Source organism: Pseudomonas sp. NY15374 (genome assembly GCF_048068255.1).
Taxonomy (GTDB): domain Bacteria; phylum Pseudomonadota; class Gammaproteobacteria; order Pseudomonadales; family Pseudomonadaceae; genus Aquipseudomonas; species Aquipseudomonas machongensis.
In genome coordinates, this window is the sequence record NZ_JBLUPZ010000006.1 from 202095 (window position 1) to 218269 (window position 16175).

Here is a 16175-nt window from a genome sequence, read left to right on the forward strand (position 1 = left end):
ATTTACAACCGACTGCTCAGCTTACGCCTGAACCACCGGGATCTTGGCGTTGGCCGCCGCTTCACGGAACTCGGCGATCTGATCGAAGCTCAGGTAGCGGTAGACGTCGGCAGCCATGCTGTCGATATCCTTGGCGTACTGCAGGTACTCTTCGACGGTCGGCAGCTTGCCGAGGATCGACGCGACTGCAGCCAGCTCCGCCGACGCCAGGTAGACGTTGGTGGCATCGCCCAGACGGTTCGGGAAGTTACGGGTCGAGGTGGAGACCACGGTCGAACCGGTCTGCACACGTGCCTGGTTACCCATGCACAGCGAGCAGCCTGGCATTTCCATGCGCGCGCCAGCCTTGCCGTAGATGCCGTAGTAGCCTTCCTCGGTCAGCTGGTGGGCGTCCATCTTGGTGGGCGGCGCCAGCCACAGACGGGTCGGGATACCGCCCTTGACCTTGTCCAGCAGCTTGCCGGCAGCGCGGAAGTGACCGATGTTGGTCATGCACGAACCGATGAACACTTCGTCGATCTTCTCGCCTTGTACCTGCGACAGCAGGCGGGCGTCGTCCGGGTCGTTCGGCGCGCAGAGCACAGGCTCCTTGACGTCGGCCAGGTCGATTTCGATGATCTCGGCGTATTCAGCATCGGCGTCGGCCGACAGCAGCTCAGGGTTGGCCAGCCAGGCTTCCATCGCCTGTGCACGGCGCTCCATGGTGCGAGCGTCGCCGTAGCCTTCGCTGATCATCCAGCGCAGCAGGGTGATGTTCGACTGCAGGTACTCGGCGATGGCCTTTTCCGGCAGCTTGATGGTGCAACCGGCAGCCGAGCGCTCGGCGGAGGCGTCGGACAGCTCGAACGCCTGCTCGACGGTCAGCTCGTCCAGGCCTTCGATTTCCAGGATGCGGCCGGAGAAGGCGTTCTTCTTGCCTTTCTTCTCGACGGTCAGCAGGCCCTTCTGGATGGCGTAGTAAGGGATGGCGTGGACCAGGTCACGCAGGGTGATGCCCGGTTGCAGCTTGCCCTTGAAGCGCACCAGCACCGACTCCGGCATGTCCAGCGGCATGACGCCGGTGGCAGCGGCGAAGGCGACCAGGCCGGAACCGGCCGGGAACGAGATGCCGATCGGGAAGCGGGTGTGCGAGTCGCCACCGGTGCCGACGGTGTCAGGCAGCAGCATGCGGTTCAGCCAGCTGTGGATGATGCCGTCGCCTGGACGCAGGGACACGCCGCCACGGGTGCGGATGAAATCCGGCAGGGTGTGGTGGGTGTTGACGTCGATCGGTTTCGGGTAGGCGGCGGTGTGGCAGAACGACTGCATGACCAGGTCGGCGGAGAAGCCCAGGCATGCCAGGTCCTTCAGCTCGTCACGGGTCATCGGGCCGGTGGTGTCCTGGGAACCGACGGTGGTCATCTTCGGTTCGCAGTAGGCACCCGGGCGCACGCCTTGGCCTTCCGGCAGGCCGCAGGCGCGACCGACCATCTTCTGTGCCAGGGTGAAGCCCTTGCCGGTGTCGGCAGGCTGTTCTGGCTTCTTGAACAGGTCCGAAGCACCCAGGCCCAGTTCGGCACGGGCTTTTTCGGTCAGGCCACGGCCGACGATCAGCGGGATACGGCCGCCAGCGCGGACTTCGTCCAGCAGCACTTCGGTTTTCAGTTCGAAGGTGGTGACCAGCTCGCCGCTGTCGTGACGCTTGACTTCACCTTTGAACGGGTAGACGTCGATGACATCGCCCATGGCCAGGTTGGTGCAGTCGAATTCGATCGGCAGGGCGCCGGCGTCTTCCATGGTGTTGTAGAAGATCGGGGCGATCTTGGTGCCGAAGCAGAAACCACCGGCGCGCTTGTTCGGCACGTACGGGATGTCGTCGCCGAAGAACCACAGCACCGAGTTGGTGGCGGATTTACGCGAGGAGCCGGTACCGACCACGTCGCCGACGTAGGCAACCGGGAAGCCCTTGGCCTTGACTGCTTCGATCTGGGCCAGTGGGCCGACCGAACCTGGCTGCGAAGGCTCGATGCCGTCGCGGGCCATCTTCAGCATGGCCAGGGCGTGCAGCGGGATGTCAGGGCGCGACCAGGCGTCCGGGGCAGGGGACAGGTCATCGGTGTTGGTTTCGCCTGGCACCTTGAATACGGTCAGGGTGTACTTGTCGGCGATGGCTGGGCGCGAGGTGAACCACTCGCCGGCAGCCCAGGACTCCAGGACGGCCTTGGCGTGCACGTTGCCGGCCTTGGCTTTTTCGGCCACGTCGTGGAAGGCGTCGAACATCAGCAGGGTGTGCTTGAGCTGTTCGCCCGCGACGGCGCCCAGTTCGGCGTCGTCCAGCAGCGCGACCAGCGTCTCGATGTTGTAGCCACCCTGCATGGTGCCCAGCAGCTCGGTGGCGTGCTTGCGGTCGATCAGTGGTGACTTGGCTTCGCCCTTGGCGACAGCGGAGAGGAACGCGGCCTTGACGTAGGCAGCTTCGTCGACTCCTGGCGGAACGCGATTGGTGATCAGGTCTACGAGGAAGGCTTCTTCGCCGGCCGGCGGGTTTTTCAGCAGCTCGACCAGGCCTGCAGTTTGTTCGGCGTTCAGCGGCTGGGGCACGATACCCAGGGCGGCACGCTCTTCGATGTGTTTGCGGTAGGCTTCAAGCACAGTTATTACCCTCATCAGTGGTCCCTAAAGGGAGTCCGGGACGCTCATCCAGCATTCCCTGCACCCATGCGCGGATCACGGCTTTTTGAGCCGTCCAGCCAGGGTCGCAGAGAATCCTTACAGAAGCTGCTTTCAAAGTTTTACGCCTGTAGAACGGAGCGTTGATGAGGGGTTGGCGCGGGCCATGCGGGGAGCATGGCCTGGGCCAACACCGTTCTACCGGATGAACTGTGCTCGTGACGCTTTGAAAACAGCTTCCAACGGACATTGTTGCCTTGAAAAGGCGGGATGATTCTACGGCAAAAAAACACGGAAGGTAAGTTGCCGACGATGACTTTAACGAGTGACCCCGGTTAGACAAAGGGCTAACATGACGCCGTGTTCCACCGCCAAGCCGTTGTTTTTCCATGCCCAACCAGTCCATCAAGACCCCTTGCGTCGGCCTTTGCTCAACTGTCTACGGAGACACCGTCTGCCGTGGCTGCAAGCGCTTTCACCATGAAGTGATCAATTGGAACGGTTATGACGAGGAGCAGAAGCGTGCCGTCTGGCTGCGCCTGGAGCAGTTGCTGGTGCAGGTGATGATGGCCAAGCTTGAAGTGTTCGACAAAGACCGTTTGCGCGAGCAGCTCGAACAGCGCTCGATCCGCTTTCTTGCACACCAGTCCGAATACTGCTGGGCCTACCAGTTGATCGCCCGCGGTGCCCGCATGATCCGTGACCTGGAAGCCTACGGCATGGCCCTGCTGCCGGAGTTCCGCGAATGGGAGCTGCCTCAGTTGCGCGATGCCATCGACCGGGAGTTCTTCCTGCTTTCCGAGGCCCATTACCAGCGCTACATCGCGCCTGCTTTCCTGCAGCAGTCGCTGGGGTAAGGCTTCAGGCTGCTGCGCCGCGCTCGCACTATTTAGCGTTGACGCTCCCTCACTTCAAGGAGCGCCGTATGTCCAGTCTCGAGTTTCAACCCCTGCTGAGTTTCAACGCGCGTTGCCAATGGCAGCTTCATGATCGCCCTGTTACCGTCGGCCAATGGAAAGAGGACAGTGACATGTTCCGGCCGTTCTGGGTCGAGTTCGATGACTGGAATGGAGACGATGGCTGGTTGATCACCAGTTGGGACTACGGCGAGGAGATGATCCAGTCGTTTCTGCTCGAAGGCTTGTTCGGCAAGGACGCACACAAACGCTATGTGAGTGACTGCTTCTGGTTCGGTGTCTACCGCCATGCCGACGGCTATGTGTACGAGATCCGTCCCGCCTACGAAGGGCGCAACGCGCATGCCTGGCCCGAGCTCGACTACTGGCTCGACACCAGTCGCAACGGCTACCTGGGGTTCTATAGCGCCGACTCGCCAGCGGGCGTGAACGTGGACGAGCCGGCCAGGGTCCAGATCAACGACCCTATCGGGGCTTCGTTCGAGCTGCCTATTGACCCACCGATTCAGTTGACCACTCCGCTATACACCCTTACATCTGCACAGCGAACGCCCCTGTGGCATATTCCGGGCCTGAACCCCGCAGCATTGCGTGACAACGATGTGTTGCCGAACCTGACGCTCTACAGCCCGAAGGGACGCCACGTCAGGCGTCAGGTGGAGAATATCGCCTACCTCAATGACCAGATCGGCAAGCGCGGCGGCTTTACGCTGATTGTCAGTCAGTCTGGCGTTCCGCCTCATCCCAACCCACAGCCCTGACGGCCGAGTGGTCAGTCGCCGGTGTATTCGCAACCACTGGTGCAGGTCTCGTGGATACGCACTTTCGATAGTTCCGGCAGTAGCGGCTTGACCTGTTCCCAGATCCACTTGGCGATCACTTCGCTGGTCGGGTTTTCCAGGCCGGGAATGTCGTTCAGGTAGTTGTGGTCGAGGCGATCGTAGATCGGCTTGAAGATCGCCTTGACCTCGGCGAAGTCGCGGATCCAGCCGGTGTGCGGGTCGAGCGGGCCAGTCAGGTGCAGGGCGACCTTGAACGAATGGCCGTGCAGGCGACCGCATTTGTGTCCTTCGGGGACGTGGGGCAGGCGGTGAGCGGACTCGAAGGTGAACTCTTTGAAAATTTCCACGCTGGCAGAACTCTGTGTGAATCAAGAATGCGCGCAGTCTACCAGCATGCTTGCTACAAGGCTTGCAACCGTTCATGCAGCCGCCCGGTGGCGACCAGTTCCAGCAGCTCGTCGCCCAGGCGCTGGCTTTCGGCGATGGCCTTGTACCAATAGCGCTTGCGAGTCGGCGCATCCCCCATGAAACGCTTGAAGTCGTTGCGGTCCGGCAGCTTGCCATAGGGCAGGGCGGCCAGGTACTGCGGCGATGGCGTCATCAGCAGCACATTGTGCAGGCGTGTGGCATCGCCGCGACGCCAGGGCAGGGCCTTGTCGAACCAGCCGGGCACGACCTTGTCGGTGAAGTGCGGATAGAGCACCAGGTCGTCGCCTCGATAGGGCAGGTCGAGGTGGTAGTCCAGCAGGCCGCCGTCACGGTAGGTGCCGTTGCCAGCGCCGGGAATATCGCGCACGCCCTCCATCACCATCGGGATCGAGCCCGACGCGAGCAGCGCCTGTCGCAGGTTGCCCAGGTCCAGGGGCAGGCAGCGCGAGGGAAAGTCGGTCAATGCGTCCAGTGGTGGTGCGCTACGGCCGTCATGCAGGATGATGCGTTCGAAGTGACGGGCCAGGCGCGAACGCCCGAGCAGGTTGCTGGCAATCACCGAGGACAGGCCCATGCCCAGCCGCGCGGGGTGATCATGGGCAAGCTGGCCATGGCTCTTCACCACCAGGATATTCAGGCGATAGTTCGGATTGGCCAGGATCTGGCCGTCACGGCCCTGTAGCAGATCGTCGAGCATGCGCTGGCAGCTCTGGCTGATCTGCGCGGGCGTCACCCCCTTGGCGAAATCCTGCTCGGTATACAGCTCGCCCAGGCGCCGCAGGCCGGCCACGGGGTCGTCCAGGCAGGCGCTGGCAAAGCGCCAGGAGCCGATCGAGGCGCCGATCAGCGAGCGCTGCCGCGGTGCCGAAGGCAGCAACTGGCCGAACAGTGCCAGGTCCAGACCCTGAATACCCAGCGGCTTGGGGCCGCCGGCCGCGCCCGGCAGCACTCCGACATCGACAGCCCGCAGGCCGCGCTCGCGGATCTGCGCCAGGGCGCGTCGGCCGGCCTTGAAGGTCAGGGCGGGATACTTGATATGGATGGCGCTCATGGCTGTCTCTTGAAGGGCAAGGACGCATTATAGGCAAATGGGGTTCGACGGGCGCTCGGAGGCTGCGAACGGCGCTATCATGTCGCCAGCTGTTTTCAGGTTGAGTTAAGGACCGGTGGTTAATCTTAACCCCGTAGACAACATACGCACCTCGATGGAGAGACCCTATGAAAACGTTGACTGCCCTGTTCACCGCCGCTGCCCTGACCTTCGGTGCCACTGCCGCCTTCGCCAAGGACGTGCAGCCCGACGAAGTGGTCAAACTGGTCAATGCCAAGACCATCAAGTCTCTGGATGAGCTCAAGGCCGCCGCCGTGGCCAAGCATCCCGGCTCGACCGTGACCGATTCCGAGCTCGAAGACGAATACGGCCGCTATGTCTACAAGGTCGAACTGCGCGATGCGCAGAACGTCGAATGGGACGTGGCCCTGGACGCCAAGACTGGTGAAGTGCTGAAGGACGAACGAGACAACTGATGAACACCCTGCCGCGAGCGGTGCCCTGTCTGGCACTGGCATTATGGGTCGCCTGCTCGCCGGCGACCGCCCGCGACCTGGACCAGGACGAAGCCTTGGAACTGCGACAGCAGGGCATCATCCTCCCGCTTGAGCAATTGCTCGACGCAGCCCTGGGGCGCTACCCCGGGGCGCGTTTGCTGGAGGCCGAGCTGGAAGAGAAGCACGGCCGTTACGAGTACGAGGTCGAACTGCTGACCCCGGCCGGTGTGGTGCGTGAAATCAAGTACGACGCCCGTACCGGCGTTTTGATCAAGGACGAGGAAGACGACTGAATGCGCCTGTTGCTTGTCGAGGACAATGTGCCTCTGGCCGACGAATTGATCGCCAGCCTGCAACGCCAGGGCTATGCCGTGGACTGGCTGGCCGACGGTCGTGACGCGGTCTACCAGGGGCAGAGTGAGCCCTATGACCTGATCATCCTCGACCTCGGCCTGCCCGGTCTGCCGGGGTTGGAGGTACTGACGCAGTGGCGTGCCGCTGCGCTGGCCATCCCCGTGCTCATTCTCACCGCTCGCGGTTCCTGGGCCGAACGCATCGAAGGGCTGAAGGCCGGGGCCGACGACTACCTCACCAAACCCTTCCACCCCGAAGAACTGCAACTGCGCATCCAGGCCCTGCTGCGCCGTGCCCGTGGCCTGGCCAACCAGCCGCGCCTGGAGGCGGCGGGCCTGCACCTGGACGAAGGGCGTCAGTGCGTCGTGCGCGAGGGGGTGGATGTGCAACTGACCGCCGCCGAGTTTCGCCTGCTGCGCTATTTCATGCTGCACCCGCAGCAGGTCCTGTCCAAGAGCCACTTGGCCGAGCATCTCTACGACGGGGAAACCGAGCGTGACTCCAACGTGCTCGAGGTGCACGTCAATCACCTGCGGCGCAAGCTGGGGCGCAGCGTGATCGAGACCCGTCGCGGCCAGGGCTATGTCTACGCCGGGAGCAGCAACGGGTGAAGTCGATCCAGGCACGGCTGAGCCTCGGCCTGGTGGCCGTGCTGGTGGTGGTCGGCGTGGCGGTGGCGCAGGTGACCCTGTGGTTGTTCGAGGCCGGGTTGCAGCGCTATCTCGAAGCCGGGCTGCGCAAGGAGAGCGAGAACCTGCTGGTGGCGCTGGTCCGTGGCCCCAACGGCCTGCAACTGGACGAGCGGCGTATCTCGGCGGCCTATCAACGGCCGTTTTCAGGGTATTACTTTCGCATCGATTTCGAGCAGGGCACCTGGCGCTCCCGTTCGCTATGGGACCTGGACATGCCCAAGCTCGCGCGCCCGGGGCTGGAGGATGGCCATGAGCTAGGCCCGGAAGGCCAGCAACTGTTGGCCTATCGCGGAGATTACCGGCGCCTGGGTCAGGATATTTCGATCAGCGTCGCTCAGGATTATTCACCCGTACGCGAGGGGTTCAGGCGCTTGCAGCAGATCGGCCTGGGCATGGGTGTGCTGGCGCTGCTGTTGATCCTGGTCCTGCAGCGCATCACCGTGACCCGCTCGTTACGTCCGCTGGAGCGCGCCCGTCAGCAGATCGCCCAATTGCAACAGGGGCAGCGCTCCCAACTCGATGCCCAGGTGCCCAGTGAACTGCAACCGCTGGTGGACCAGGTCAACCACCTGCTGGCGCACACCGAAGACAGCCTGCGTCGCTCACGCAACGCGCTAGGTAACCTCGGTCATGCCCTGAAGACCCCTCTGGCGGTGCTGCTGAGCCTGGCGTCGAGCGAGCGCCTGCGCGATCTGCCTGAAGTGCAGGCGCAACTGCGCGAACAACTGGAGCAGATTCAGCAGCGCCTGGCCCGTGAACTGAACCGCGCACGCCTGGCGGGCGATGCCTTGCCAGGCGCGCAGTTCGACTGCGATGCGGAGCTGCCTGGCCTGCTCTCCACGCTGGGTATGATCCATGGCGAGGGGCTGCTGCTGGCGCGTGATGTACCACCGGGGATGTTGCTGCCCTGGGACCGCGAGGACCTGCTGGAGCTGCTGGGCAACCTGCTGGACAACGCCTGCAAATGGGCTGACAGCGAGGTACGCCTGGGTATCGAGGCAACTGCCGAGGGTTACCGGCTCTGGGTCGACGACGACGGGCCAGGGATTCCCGGTGAGGCACGGGAGCAGGTGCTGGAGCGCGGGTCGCGGCTCGACGAGCAGGTGGACGGGCATGGCCTGGGGCTGGGCATCGTGCGGGACATCGTTGAGGCCTGGGAAGGGCGGATCACCTTGCTCGAGAGCCCGCTGGGAGGGCTGCGCGTCAGCATCGAGTTGCCACGCAAGGGGCGCTGACACGCCTCTTGGCCCTTGAGTGATCGATCAAGGGCAGATCCAGCAAAAAAATTGCAGTCCAGACGCATTTTTTTGAATTGGCCCCAAAACGGTGCGTTCGGCACAATCCCCGCCACGAAACCCTCCGGTTTCCATCTCTCCACGGACGGAGCCCATTGTCATTGCCTTGGTAATGCAGGGCCCAGACCCTCTCGGCTGGGCTTTCTTTTTACTGTTCCAATACGATTGCGCTTGATTCGATGCCTGCCTCGCGTTCTGAAAACCGTCTGCTGCGCCTGTTACCGGCGCCTTTGAATATTCCTCCGCGGGAGTGGCTGCGTGCCGCTGTCGGCGCGCTGCTGGGTCTGTTCCTCGCCGGATGGCTGTGCAGCATGGCGTACGGCCCTTCCGTCGCCCTGCACCTGCTTGGCCCGTTGGCTGCCTCGGCGGTACTGGTGTTCGCTGTGCATTCCGGCCCGCTGGCGCAGCCCTGGCCGGTGCTCGGCAGCTATGCCCTGGCCGGGATCCTCGGGTTGGCGATGCGCCAGGGCCTGGGCAGCGAGCTCTGGGTGGCCGCAGCGGCCCTGGGTGGCTCGCTGCTGCTGATGTGCGGGTTGCGTTGCCTGCACCCTCCGGGCGGCGGTGTGGCGGCCAGCGTGGTGCTGGCTGACCCAGGGCTGGTGGCGATGGGCGACCATTTGCTCGAGCCAGTGCTGCTCAACGCATTGATTCTGGTGGCCGTGGCGGTGCTCTACAACCGCCTGACCGGGGTGCGTTATCCCAAGGGCGCCGTACCGCGCAAAGACCCGCATCACACCCATGACCCACTGCCCGGTGCACGCGTCGGCATCAGCGCAGAAGACCTGGATCTGGCGCTGGAGGAGCTGGGGGAGTTTGTCGATGTCACCCGCGATGAACTCGAACGTATCATCCTGGCCACCGAGCAGCACGCCCTGCAGCGCAGCCTGGGCGGGATCACGGCGGCCGCGGTGATGTCCCGCGACGTACAGTTCGCCTCGCCGGACACGACCCTGGAACAGGCCTGGAAGATGCTCGCCGGCCATCACCTGAAGACGCTTCCGGTGCTGGAGCACGGGCGTTTGGTCGGTATCGTCAGCCTCAGCGACCTGGTTGGCCCGGCGATGGCCCGGGGGCGCTTCAGTTGGCGAGGCCTGTTCCGTCGCCCGTCGACACGCATGGCGCAGGTCATGAGCCGCCAAGTGGTCAGCGTGGGTAGCGAGTATCCATTGGAGCGCCTCCTGCCGCTGCTCAGCGAGCACGGATTGCACTGCTTGCCGGTGCTGGACGACGGGCGACTGGTTGGAGTGATCACCCAGACCGACCTTATCGCCGGCCTGAAACGTCATTTGCTCAACGCTGCAACGCAGCGCTCAGACCAGCGGGTCCCAGCGTTGTGACCAGTCGCTGGCGCCGTCGGCCACCTGACGGCGCAGCAGCGCGAGCGCCTGTTGCAGCGCCTCGCTGTCACGTTCACGGGCATAGACCAGGAACGTCGGGTAGGTGAACTCCGGCGCCTGTGGCACGCGCTCCAGCACGCCGCTATCCAGATAGGCCTGCACCACACGGGTACGGAAATAGCCGCTGCCGCCCTGGTCGAGGATGAACTGCAGCGCCAGGGGGCCGAGGTTGAAGCTCAGCGCCGGCCGCGCGCAGTGGGGCAGGGCCGCATCGTGCTGGCGTCGGAAGGCTTCGCCCCAGTCGACATAGATGTAAGGCTCGGGCAGGTCGACGCGGCGGATGCGGATCAGCTTTTCTTCCATCAACTGTTCGACTTGCAACCCCGGGACATAGGTCGGTTGATAGACCAGCGCCGCATCCAGCAAGCCCATTTCCACTTTGCGCAGCAACGCTTCGCCGTCGCTCACTTCGCTGCGGATCGCATGGTCGGGCAGGGCCCCATGCAGTGCGCTGACCCAATCGAGCATCAGCGGATTGCCCAGGCTCACCTCGCCCCCCAGGTGCAGGACCTTCTGGCAGCCCTGTGGCAGCGGCAGGTCACGGCGTGCCGCTTCCCAGGTGTGTACCAGTTGGTTGGCGTAGGTGACGAAGGCCTCGCCGTCGCCGGTCAAGCTGGCGCCGTTGCGGCTGCGCACGAACAGCTGACAGCCGAGTTGTTGCTCCAGGCGCTGCACTCGGGCCGAAATGGCAGTCTGTGAGACGAACAGGCGCTCGGCTGCGGCCACCAGGCTGCCGCAGCGCACGATTTCCAGAAAGGTACGGGCCTGATCGATGTCCATTGGGTGCTCGGCTGTGGGTCAGTGCGTCATTCTAGGGGCTTTGCACCGGATTGGGGCAGGTAAATGATCCAAGGCCCCCGTGCTCTCAATGGCTGCGCAGCGCCTCGATGACCTCGGCGAACGCTGGGCGTCGCAGCACATCCGCTTGCTGGCAGTGCGCGGCCAGGGCGCGTAGCCGGGTGTCGTCTTCTTCGCAGCAGTCCAGCAGTTCGTCGATGAGAATACCGAAGGCGCGCACCTCCAGGCGCTCGATGGCCTCGCCAGCCGCGCCTGCAGCCGGCGAGTGGAACGATGCCGCGCCGAAGTCCCCGAGCAGGCAGTCACCGGCTGCTGCGCAGAGGATATTGTGGGCATACAGGTCGCCATGGTTCAGGCCCTGTGTATGCAGGTGCGCGGCCACCGAAGCGACACCCGCCAGCAGGTGTTGCACAGCGTCCAGGCTGAAGTGGCGCTCTGCGGGGTAGCGATCGCGGGTGCAACTGTCCAGGCTCGGTGGGCCTGCAAGGTTGAACCAGCTCGGATCGATCAGTTGCATCACCAGCGCAGGGCGACGCTGGGGATGGTTGTCGATGCGCCCGAGCAGCCGCACCAGTTGCGGGTGGTCGCCCGCTGCCAGGCAGGCGCTCATCTCTGCCAGGGGCGAGCCATCGCTGGTGATCTCGCCCTTGTACAGCTTGACCGCTACCGGTGCCTGCTGTGCGCGCCAATGCGCCAGGTGAATCACGCCCGAAGCACCACGGCCGAGCTCTTCGCCCAGTGTGAGATCCGCCCAGTCGATAGGCTGGGCGGCGGTCTCTACCGTGGGCGCCCGCAGCGCCTGGGGCAGCGGGTTGTCGGCATAGGCCAGCCATGCCAGGCGCGGCATGTGCAACAGCCAATCGGGCAGGGCCGTCAGACGGTTGCTGGCGACGCGCAGCAGTTCCAGGCGTTCGCAACGGGCGAGGCTCTCGGGCAGGTCGGTCAGGCGGTTGCCTGCGAGCATCAGCTTCTGCAGGTGGGTGCACTCGCCAATCTGTTGCGGCAGGGTTTCGAGCAGGTTGTCGGTCAGTACCAGCGAGCGCAGGCTGGCTGGCAGCGCCTGCGCATCGACCTGGCTGATGCGGTTGCTCTTGAAGCCCACGGTTTCCAGGCGCGTGCAGCGGCCGATGCCGTGGGGCAGGTGGGTGAAGCGGTTTTCCGAGCAGAACAGCACTTTCAGCCGGGTCAGTCGGTGCAGGTCGTCGGGCAATGCGCAGAGGGCGTTGCCGGTCAGGTTCAGCACCTCGAGTGTGTCTGCGAGCGTGAAGATCTCTGGCGGGAAACAGGTCAGGCCTTCGCACAGGTCAAGGCGGGTGATGCCTTGGAGTCGGCCGGCTTTGAGGTCTTCGAGGCTGTGCATGGTGCGTGCCTATGGCTTGGAAAGGGCGCCATTCTAGAGCTGCGCCAGGCCATTGCAAATCTGCACAAGGGTTGCGACTTAAGTCCGATGGCAGGGGCGCAATGCCGGTCCATACTCAAGGCTCGCCCTTCAATAACAACAAGTACCGGGTTGCGAACCAATGACCTATCAGCACAGCTACGCGCATTCCATCACCGATCCCGCCAGCTTCTGGCAAGCCCAGGCCGAGCAGCTCGCCTGGCACCGCAAGCCCACCCTCACCCTGCAGGACAACCCGGACGGCACTCACCGCTGGTTTGCTGACGGGCGCCTGAACAGCAGCTACCTGGCCCTGGACCATCAGATCGAGCAAGGCCGCGGTGAGCAGTTGGCGCTGATCTACGACTCGCCTGTGACGGGCGCTGCGCTGACCTTCACCTACCTTCAACTGCGCGACGAGGTCGCGCGCCTTGCCGGTCTGCTGCGCGCGCTTGGCGTGGGCAAGGGTGATGGCGTGATCATCTACATGCCCATGGTGCCGCAGGCAGCCATGGCCATGCTGGCCTGCGCGCGGATCGGCGCGGTGCACTCGGTGGTGTTCGGCGGTTTTGCCGCCAACGAATTGGCCCTGCGTATCGACGATGCGCGTCCGACCCTGCTGCTCACCGCGTCCTGTGGCCTCGAGTTCGACAGGGTGATCGAATACAAGCCGCTGGTCGATCGCGCCCTGCAACTGGCCCGGCACCAGCCTGGGCATGTGCTGGTGCTGCAACGTCCCCAGGCCCGCGCGCAGCTGCAGCCTGGGCGCGACCTGGACTGGCAGGCGGCGGTGGCCGATGCCGAGCCGGTGGCGCCGGTCGAACTGGACGCAGGCGACCCGCTGTACATCATGTACACCTCCGGCACCACCGGAAAACCCAAGGGCATCGTGCGTGAGAATGGCGGCAATGCGGTCGCGCTGTGCTACGCCATGCGTCACGTCTACGGTATGCAGGCGGGCGATGTGTGGTGGGGGATTTCCGACGTGGGCTGGGTGGTCGGCCATTCGCTGATCGTCTACGGGCCGTTGATGAGCGGCTGCACCACGGTGTTCTACGAAGGCAAGCCGATTCGCACCCCGGATGCCTCGGCGTACTGGCGGGTGGTCGAGCAGTACAAGGTCAATGCACTGTTCTGCGCACCGACCGCCATGCGTGCGATCCGCAAGGAAGATCCGGACGGCGAACTGATCCGCCGTCATGACCTGGGTTCGCTGCGTCAGTTGTTCCTTGCCGGCGAGAAACTCGACTCCAGCACGCACCAGTGGCTGGAGCGGGTCAGTGGCAAACCTGTGCACGATCATTGGTGGCAGACCGAGACCGGCTGGCCGGTTACCGCGCCGTGCGTGGGGCTCGAGGGCAGCGCTGCGCGCCCGGGATCGAGCAATCGCGCGGTGCCGGGCTATCACGTCCAGGTGCTGGACGATGAGGGGCGCCCCTTGGGACCGAACCAGCAGGGCGCCATCGTGATCGCCTTGCCGTTGCCGCCAGGTTGCAGCCAGACGCTCTGGGGCGACCACCCACGCTACCTGCAAGCCTACCTGCACAGCTATCCGGGCTATTACCACACCGGTGACGGCGGATACCTGGACGATGATGGCTTCGTCTACATCATGGGGCGCACCGATGATGTGATCAACGTCTCCGGGCATCGGCTGTCCACCGGCGAGATGGAGGACCTGGTGGCGCAGCATCCCGCGGTGGCCGAGTGCGCGGTGATCGGCGTGCACGACGAGATCAAGGGCCAGGTACCGCTGGCGCTGGTGGTGCTCAAGGACGGGCAGGGCATTGCCGAACAACAGTTGCAGGCCGAACTGGTGGCCAAGGTGCGCGAGCAGATCGGGGCGCTGGCTTGTTTCAATCGAGTGCGTCTGGTCAAGCGCCTGCCCAAGACACGCTCGGGCAAGATCCTGCGTGCGGTGCTGCGCAAGATTGCCGATGGCGTGGACTACGTGGCGCCGTCCACGCTGGATGACCCGGCGGTACTGCCTGAGATAGAGGGTGTGCTGGCGGACCTGCCGCGGGCGGGATAAGGCCGCGGTGTCACCGGCAGGCGCGGCCCATCAGGCCGCAGGCCCCATCTGCTGAAGTTGCCCCAGCCGGCTGCGGGTGCGCATCAGGTCGTTGATCGCCCCGCCCAGGCTTTGCTCCAGGCTACGCTTGCCCAGCACCAGCAGCGATTTGTCCTGGTCGTACAGCACATCGATCAGGTTGACGAAGCGCTGCTGCGCCGCCAGTGAACAGGTTGACAGATCATCCAGGCCATCGATGATCCAGTGGTCGAAACGTTCGGCCAGGGCCAGGTAGTCGATGACCGCGGTGGGCTGTTCGCACAAGTCGTCGAAGGCGAACATCACCTGTCGTTCATGGCTGTGCAGCGCGCGCAGCGGACGGCGATTCACCTCCAGCGTGAGTGCCTGTGCGGCGGGCACGGCAAGGATCTGGCGCTGCGTGGCATCGGCTGGCCAGACATAGTGGCCCTGGGTGAAGCGCTGTTGCTCGCGGTTGGCCGGCAGGCTGCGAAAATCGGTGTCGCCGCCAACCTCCAGCACCTGCATGCGGCTGTTGATCAGGCGTATCACCGGCAGGAAGCGCTCGTGATACAGCGGGTTGGGCAGCAGCCCTTCCGGGGCGTAGTTGGACGTTACCAGCAAGAACACACCCCGCTCGAACAGTGCACCGAACAAGCGGGTGAGCAGCATTGCATCGCCAATGTCGTGGACGTGGAATTCGTCGAAGCACAGCACCTGGCAATCGCCGAGCAACGCATCCAGGGTGGCCCCCAGCGCATCGTCCAGGGCGCGGTGGCGGTGCATGCCTTCGTGCAGGCGGGCGAAGAAATCATGAAAGTGCAGGCGGCGTTTCGCTGTGGTCGGCACGGTCTGGAAGAACCCGTCGAGCAGCCAGCTCTTGCCTCGGCCGACCGAGCCATGCAGGTACAGGCTGCGTGCCTGGCCCTGTTCGAGGGCGGCCAGTTGCGTGGCCATGGCCTCGATCACCCGGTGTTGGCCTTCGCTCAGGGTATAGCCGCATTCGCGGGCCTTGCCCTGGAAGTGCGTCAGCAGCGTAGTGTCGATTGGGGGGCAGGTACGCAGGCGCTGGCCGAGGTGGCGCAGGGGGTTTTGAATCCAGGCGGACAAGGCGACGGCTCCGAATGACGAGGGCAGACGCAGCTTGCGCGAGCCTGCGTCGTTTGACCAGTCGAGAATGTGCGCCACAGTGATCGCATGGCGCGATAGGTCGCCGATCAGGCCTTGCGCTCCAGCTGCCGTTCGATCATGAACTTGACGGCCAGGCGCTTTTCCTTGAGGTGGCGCAGGTCTTCGTCCACAAAGTTGCCCGCTGAAATCGACTCGGCAGCCAGCACCTGGTTGTCGAGGTCCACGTAGTCGTCCAGCAGGCGATCCAGTGTCTTGTCCTGCTGACGTCGCTGTTGAACGATTTCGCGTGGGTAGTGCAGGTCCTGATACAGGTCGTGTGAAACTGGCATGGCGCCCTCCTTGTGATGCGCAAGCGGTGGTTACTTGCTTGGAATGGGTAAAGGCGCATGCGTTGAAGCGAGGCGGAAAAAAACCGACAGACGGTTGCCTGTGCCAACCCTTTCAAGGGCGAGTGGCGCCCAAGGCAACGGGTGTGGTTGGATCACCTTAGAGTAGAGGACACTAACTTGCTGTTTTCCGGCAATTTTTTTCAACTCGGGGGTTCCCAGCCGAAAAGAATGTTGGTAAAGTGCGGCCCATTCCAGCACAGCAACACACGTAGCTGTCAGCGAATTCGATACAGGGGCGTCGCCAAGCGGTAAGGCAGCAGGTTTTGATCCTGCCATGCGTTGGTTCGAATCCAGCCGCCCCTGCCATTATTTCCAAGCATTCTCAAGCGTCCAGCCTGCAAGTCAGCCTGGCGATTTTTTGTGTCTGCTCGTCAGGTGGCGCGCGCA

Annotated in this window: 15 protein-coding genes and 1 tRNA gene; 9 read left to right on the forward strand and 7 right to left on the reverse strand. The window is 63.9% G+C overall.

All coding sequences use genetic code 11. From position 1 onward, the window contains the following. Nucleotides 1-21: 21 nt before the first annotated feature. Nucleotides 22-2631 (reverse strand): bifunctional aconitate hydratase 2/2-methylisocitrate dehydratase, encoded by a 2610-nt coding sequence (gene acnB / locus ACNFHO_RS14985; protein ID WP_063544151.1) that lies wholly within the window; start codon nt 2629-2631, stop codon nt 22-24. A gap of 407 nt (nt 2632-3038) precedes the next feature. Here acnB and ACNFHO_RS14990 point away from each other — a divergent pair, with 407 nt between their 5' ends. Together ACNFHO_RS14990 and ACNFHO_RS14995 are read left to right on the forward strand one after the other, a co-directional pair. Further along, nucleotides 3039-3506 carry a DUF1289 domain-containing protein gene (locus ACNFHO_RS14990; RefSeq protein WP_416766747.1) on the forward strand — a complete coding sequence of 156 codons (468 nt, stop codon included), beginning with the start codon at nt 3039-3041 and terminating at the stop codon, nt 3504-3506. Nucleotides 3507-3574: 68 nt separating this feature from the next. Beyond that, nucleotides 3575-4327 carry a hypothetical protein gene (locus ACNFHO_RS14995; protein WP_416766748.1) on the forward strand — a complete coding sequence of 251 codons (753 nt, stop codon included), beginning with the start codon at nt 3575-3577 and terminating at the stop codon, nt 4325-4327. Nucleotides 4328-4338: 11 nt separating this feature from the next. Here ACNFHO_RS14995 and queD read toward each other — a convergent pair whose 3' ends face one another. Both queD and ACNFHO_RS15005 read right to left on the reverse strand, forming a co-directional pair. Beyond that, the gene (gene queD / locus ACNFHO_RS15000; RefSeq protein ID WP_028634508.1) at nt 4339-4695 is read right to left on the reverse strand and encodes a 6-carboxytetrahydropterin synthase QueD; all 357 of its coding nucleotides are present in this window, start codon (nt 4693-4695) and stop codon (nt 4339-4341) included. Nucleotides 4696-4748: 53 nt separating this feature from the next. Then, on the reverse strand, nt 4749-5828 hold the full coding sequence (locus ACNFHO_RS15005) for a patatin-like phospholipase family protein (RefSeq protein WP_063544157.1): 1080 nt from the start codon (nt 5826-5828) through the stop codon (nt 4749-4751). 167 nt (nt 5829-5995) lie between these two features. On the opposite strand from ACNFHO_RS15005, the gene ACNFHO_RS15010 reads away from it, so the two are divergent. The 5 genes from ACNFHO_RS15010 to ACNFHO_RS15030 all read left to right on the forward strand — a co-directional run bounded on the left by ACNFHO_RS15010 (nt 5996) and on the right by ACNFHO_RS15030 (nt 10003). Continuing rightward, nucleotides 5996-6304 (forward strand): PepSY domain-containing protein, encoded by a 309-nt coding sequence (locus ACNFHO_RS15010; RefSeq protein ID WP_054894716.1) that lies wholly within the window; start codon nt 5996-5998, stop codon nt 6302-6304. Continuing rightward, a complete protein-coding gene (locus ACNFHO_RS15015) occupies nt 6304-6618 on the forward strand; it encodes a PepSY domain-containing protein (protein ID WP_054894717.1) in 315 nt (104 codons plus the stop codon). The genes ACNFHO_RS15010 and ACNFHO_RS15015 overlap by 1 nt, the downstream gene beginning before the upstream one ends. Then, a complete protein-coding gene (locus ACNFHO_RS15020) occupies nt 6619-7290 on the forward strand; it encodes a response regulator transcription factor (RefSeq protein WP_054894718.1) in 672 nt (223 codons plus the stop codon). It abuts the gene before it with no gap. Beyond that, entirely contained in the window at nt 7287-8606 is a 1320-nt protein-coding gene (locus ACNFHO_RS15025; protein WP_416766749.1) for a sensor histidine kinase, read from the forward strand. Before ACNFHO_RS15020 ends, ACNFHO_RS15025 begins: the two co-directional genes overlap by 4 nt. 239 nt (nt 8607-8845) lie before the next feature. Next, nucleotides 8846-10003, forward strand: a complete 1158-nt coding sequence (locus ACNFHO_RS15030) for an HPP family protein (protein ID WP_414155120.1) — start codon at nt 8846-8848, stop codon at nt 10001-10003. On the opposite strand, the gene ACNFHO_RS15035 is transcribed toward ACNFHO_RS15030, so the two are convergent. Both ACNFHO_RS15035 and ACNFHO_RS15040 read right to left on the reverse strand, forming a co-directional pair. After that, nucleotides 9977-10843, reverse strand: a complete 867-nt coding sequence (locus tag ACNFHO_RS15035) for a LysR family transcriptional regulator (RefSeq protein WP_054894721.1) — start codon at nt 10841-10843, stop codon at nt 9977-9979. The two genes, ACNFHO_RS15030 and ACNFHO_RS15035, sit on opposite strands and share 27 nt — an antisense overlap. A gap of 85 nt (nt 10844-10928) precedes the next feature. Continuing rightward, nucleotides 10929-12221, reverse strand: a complete 1293-nt coding sequence (locus ACNFHO_RS15040) for a protein kinase (protein WP_416766750.1) — start codon at nt 12219-12221, stop codon at nt 10929-10931. A 160-nt stretch (nt 12222-12381) separates the two neighbouring features. Between ACNFHO_RS15040 and ACNFHO_RS15045 the strand changes: the two genes are divergently transcribed. Continuing rightward, nucleotides 12382-14271, forward strand: coding sequence for a propionyl-CoA synthetase (locus tag ACNFHO_RS15045; protein ID WP_063544165.1), 1890 nt, complete (start codon nt 12382-12384; stop codon nt 14269-14271). Nucleotides 14272-14301: 30 nt separating this feature from the next. Here the strand turns inward: ACNFHO_RS15045 and zapE are convergent, their stop codons facing one another. Together zapE and ACNFHO_RS15055 are read right to left on the reverse strand one after the other, a co-directional pair. Further along, entirely contained in the window at nt 14302-15378 is a 1077-nt protein-coding gene (gene zapE / locus ACNFHO_RS15050) for a cell division protein ZapE (RefSeq protein ID WP_414155122.1), read from the reverse strand. Between the two features lie 107 nt (nt 15379-15485). Further along, nucleotides 15486-15728 carry a hypothetical protein gene (locus ACNFHO_RS15055; protein WP_063544167.1) on the reverse strand — a complete coding sequence of 81 codons (243 nt, stop codon included), beginning with the start codon at nt 15726-15728 and terminating at the stop codon, nt 15486-15488. A gap of 291 nt (nt 15729-16019) precedes the next feature. On the opposite strand from ACNFHO_RS15055, the gene ACNFHO_RS15060 reads away from it, so the two are divergent. Then, a tRNA-Gln gene (locus ACNFHO_RS15060) sits at nt 16020-16094 on the forward strand. Nucleotides 16095-16175: the final 81 nt, after the last annotated feature.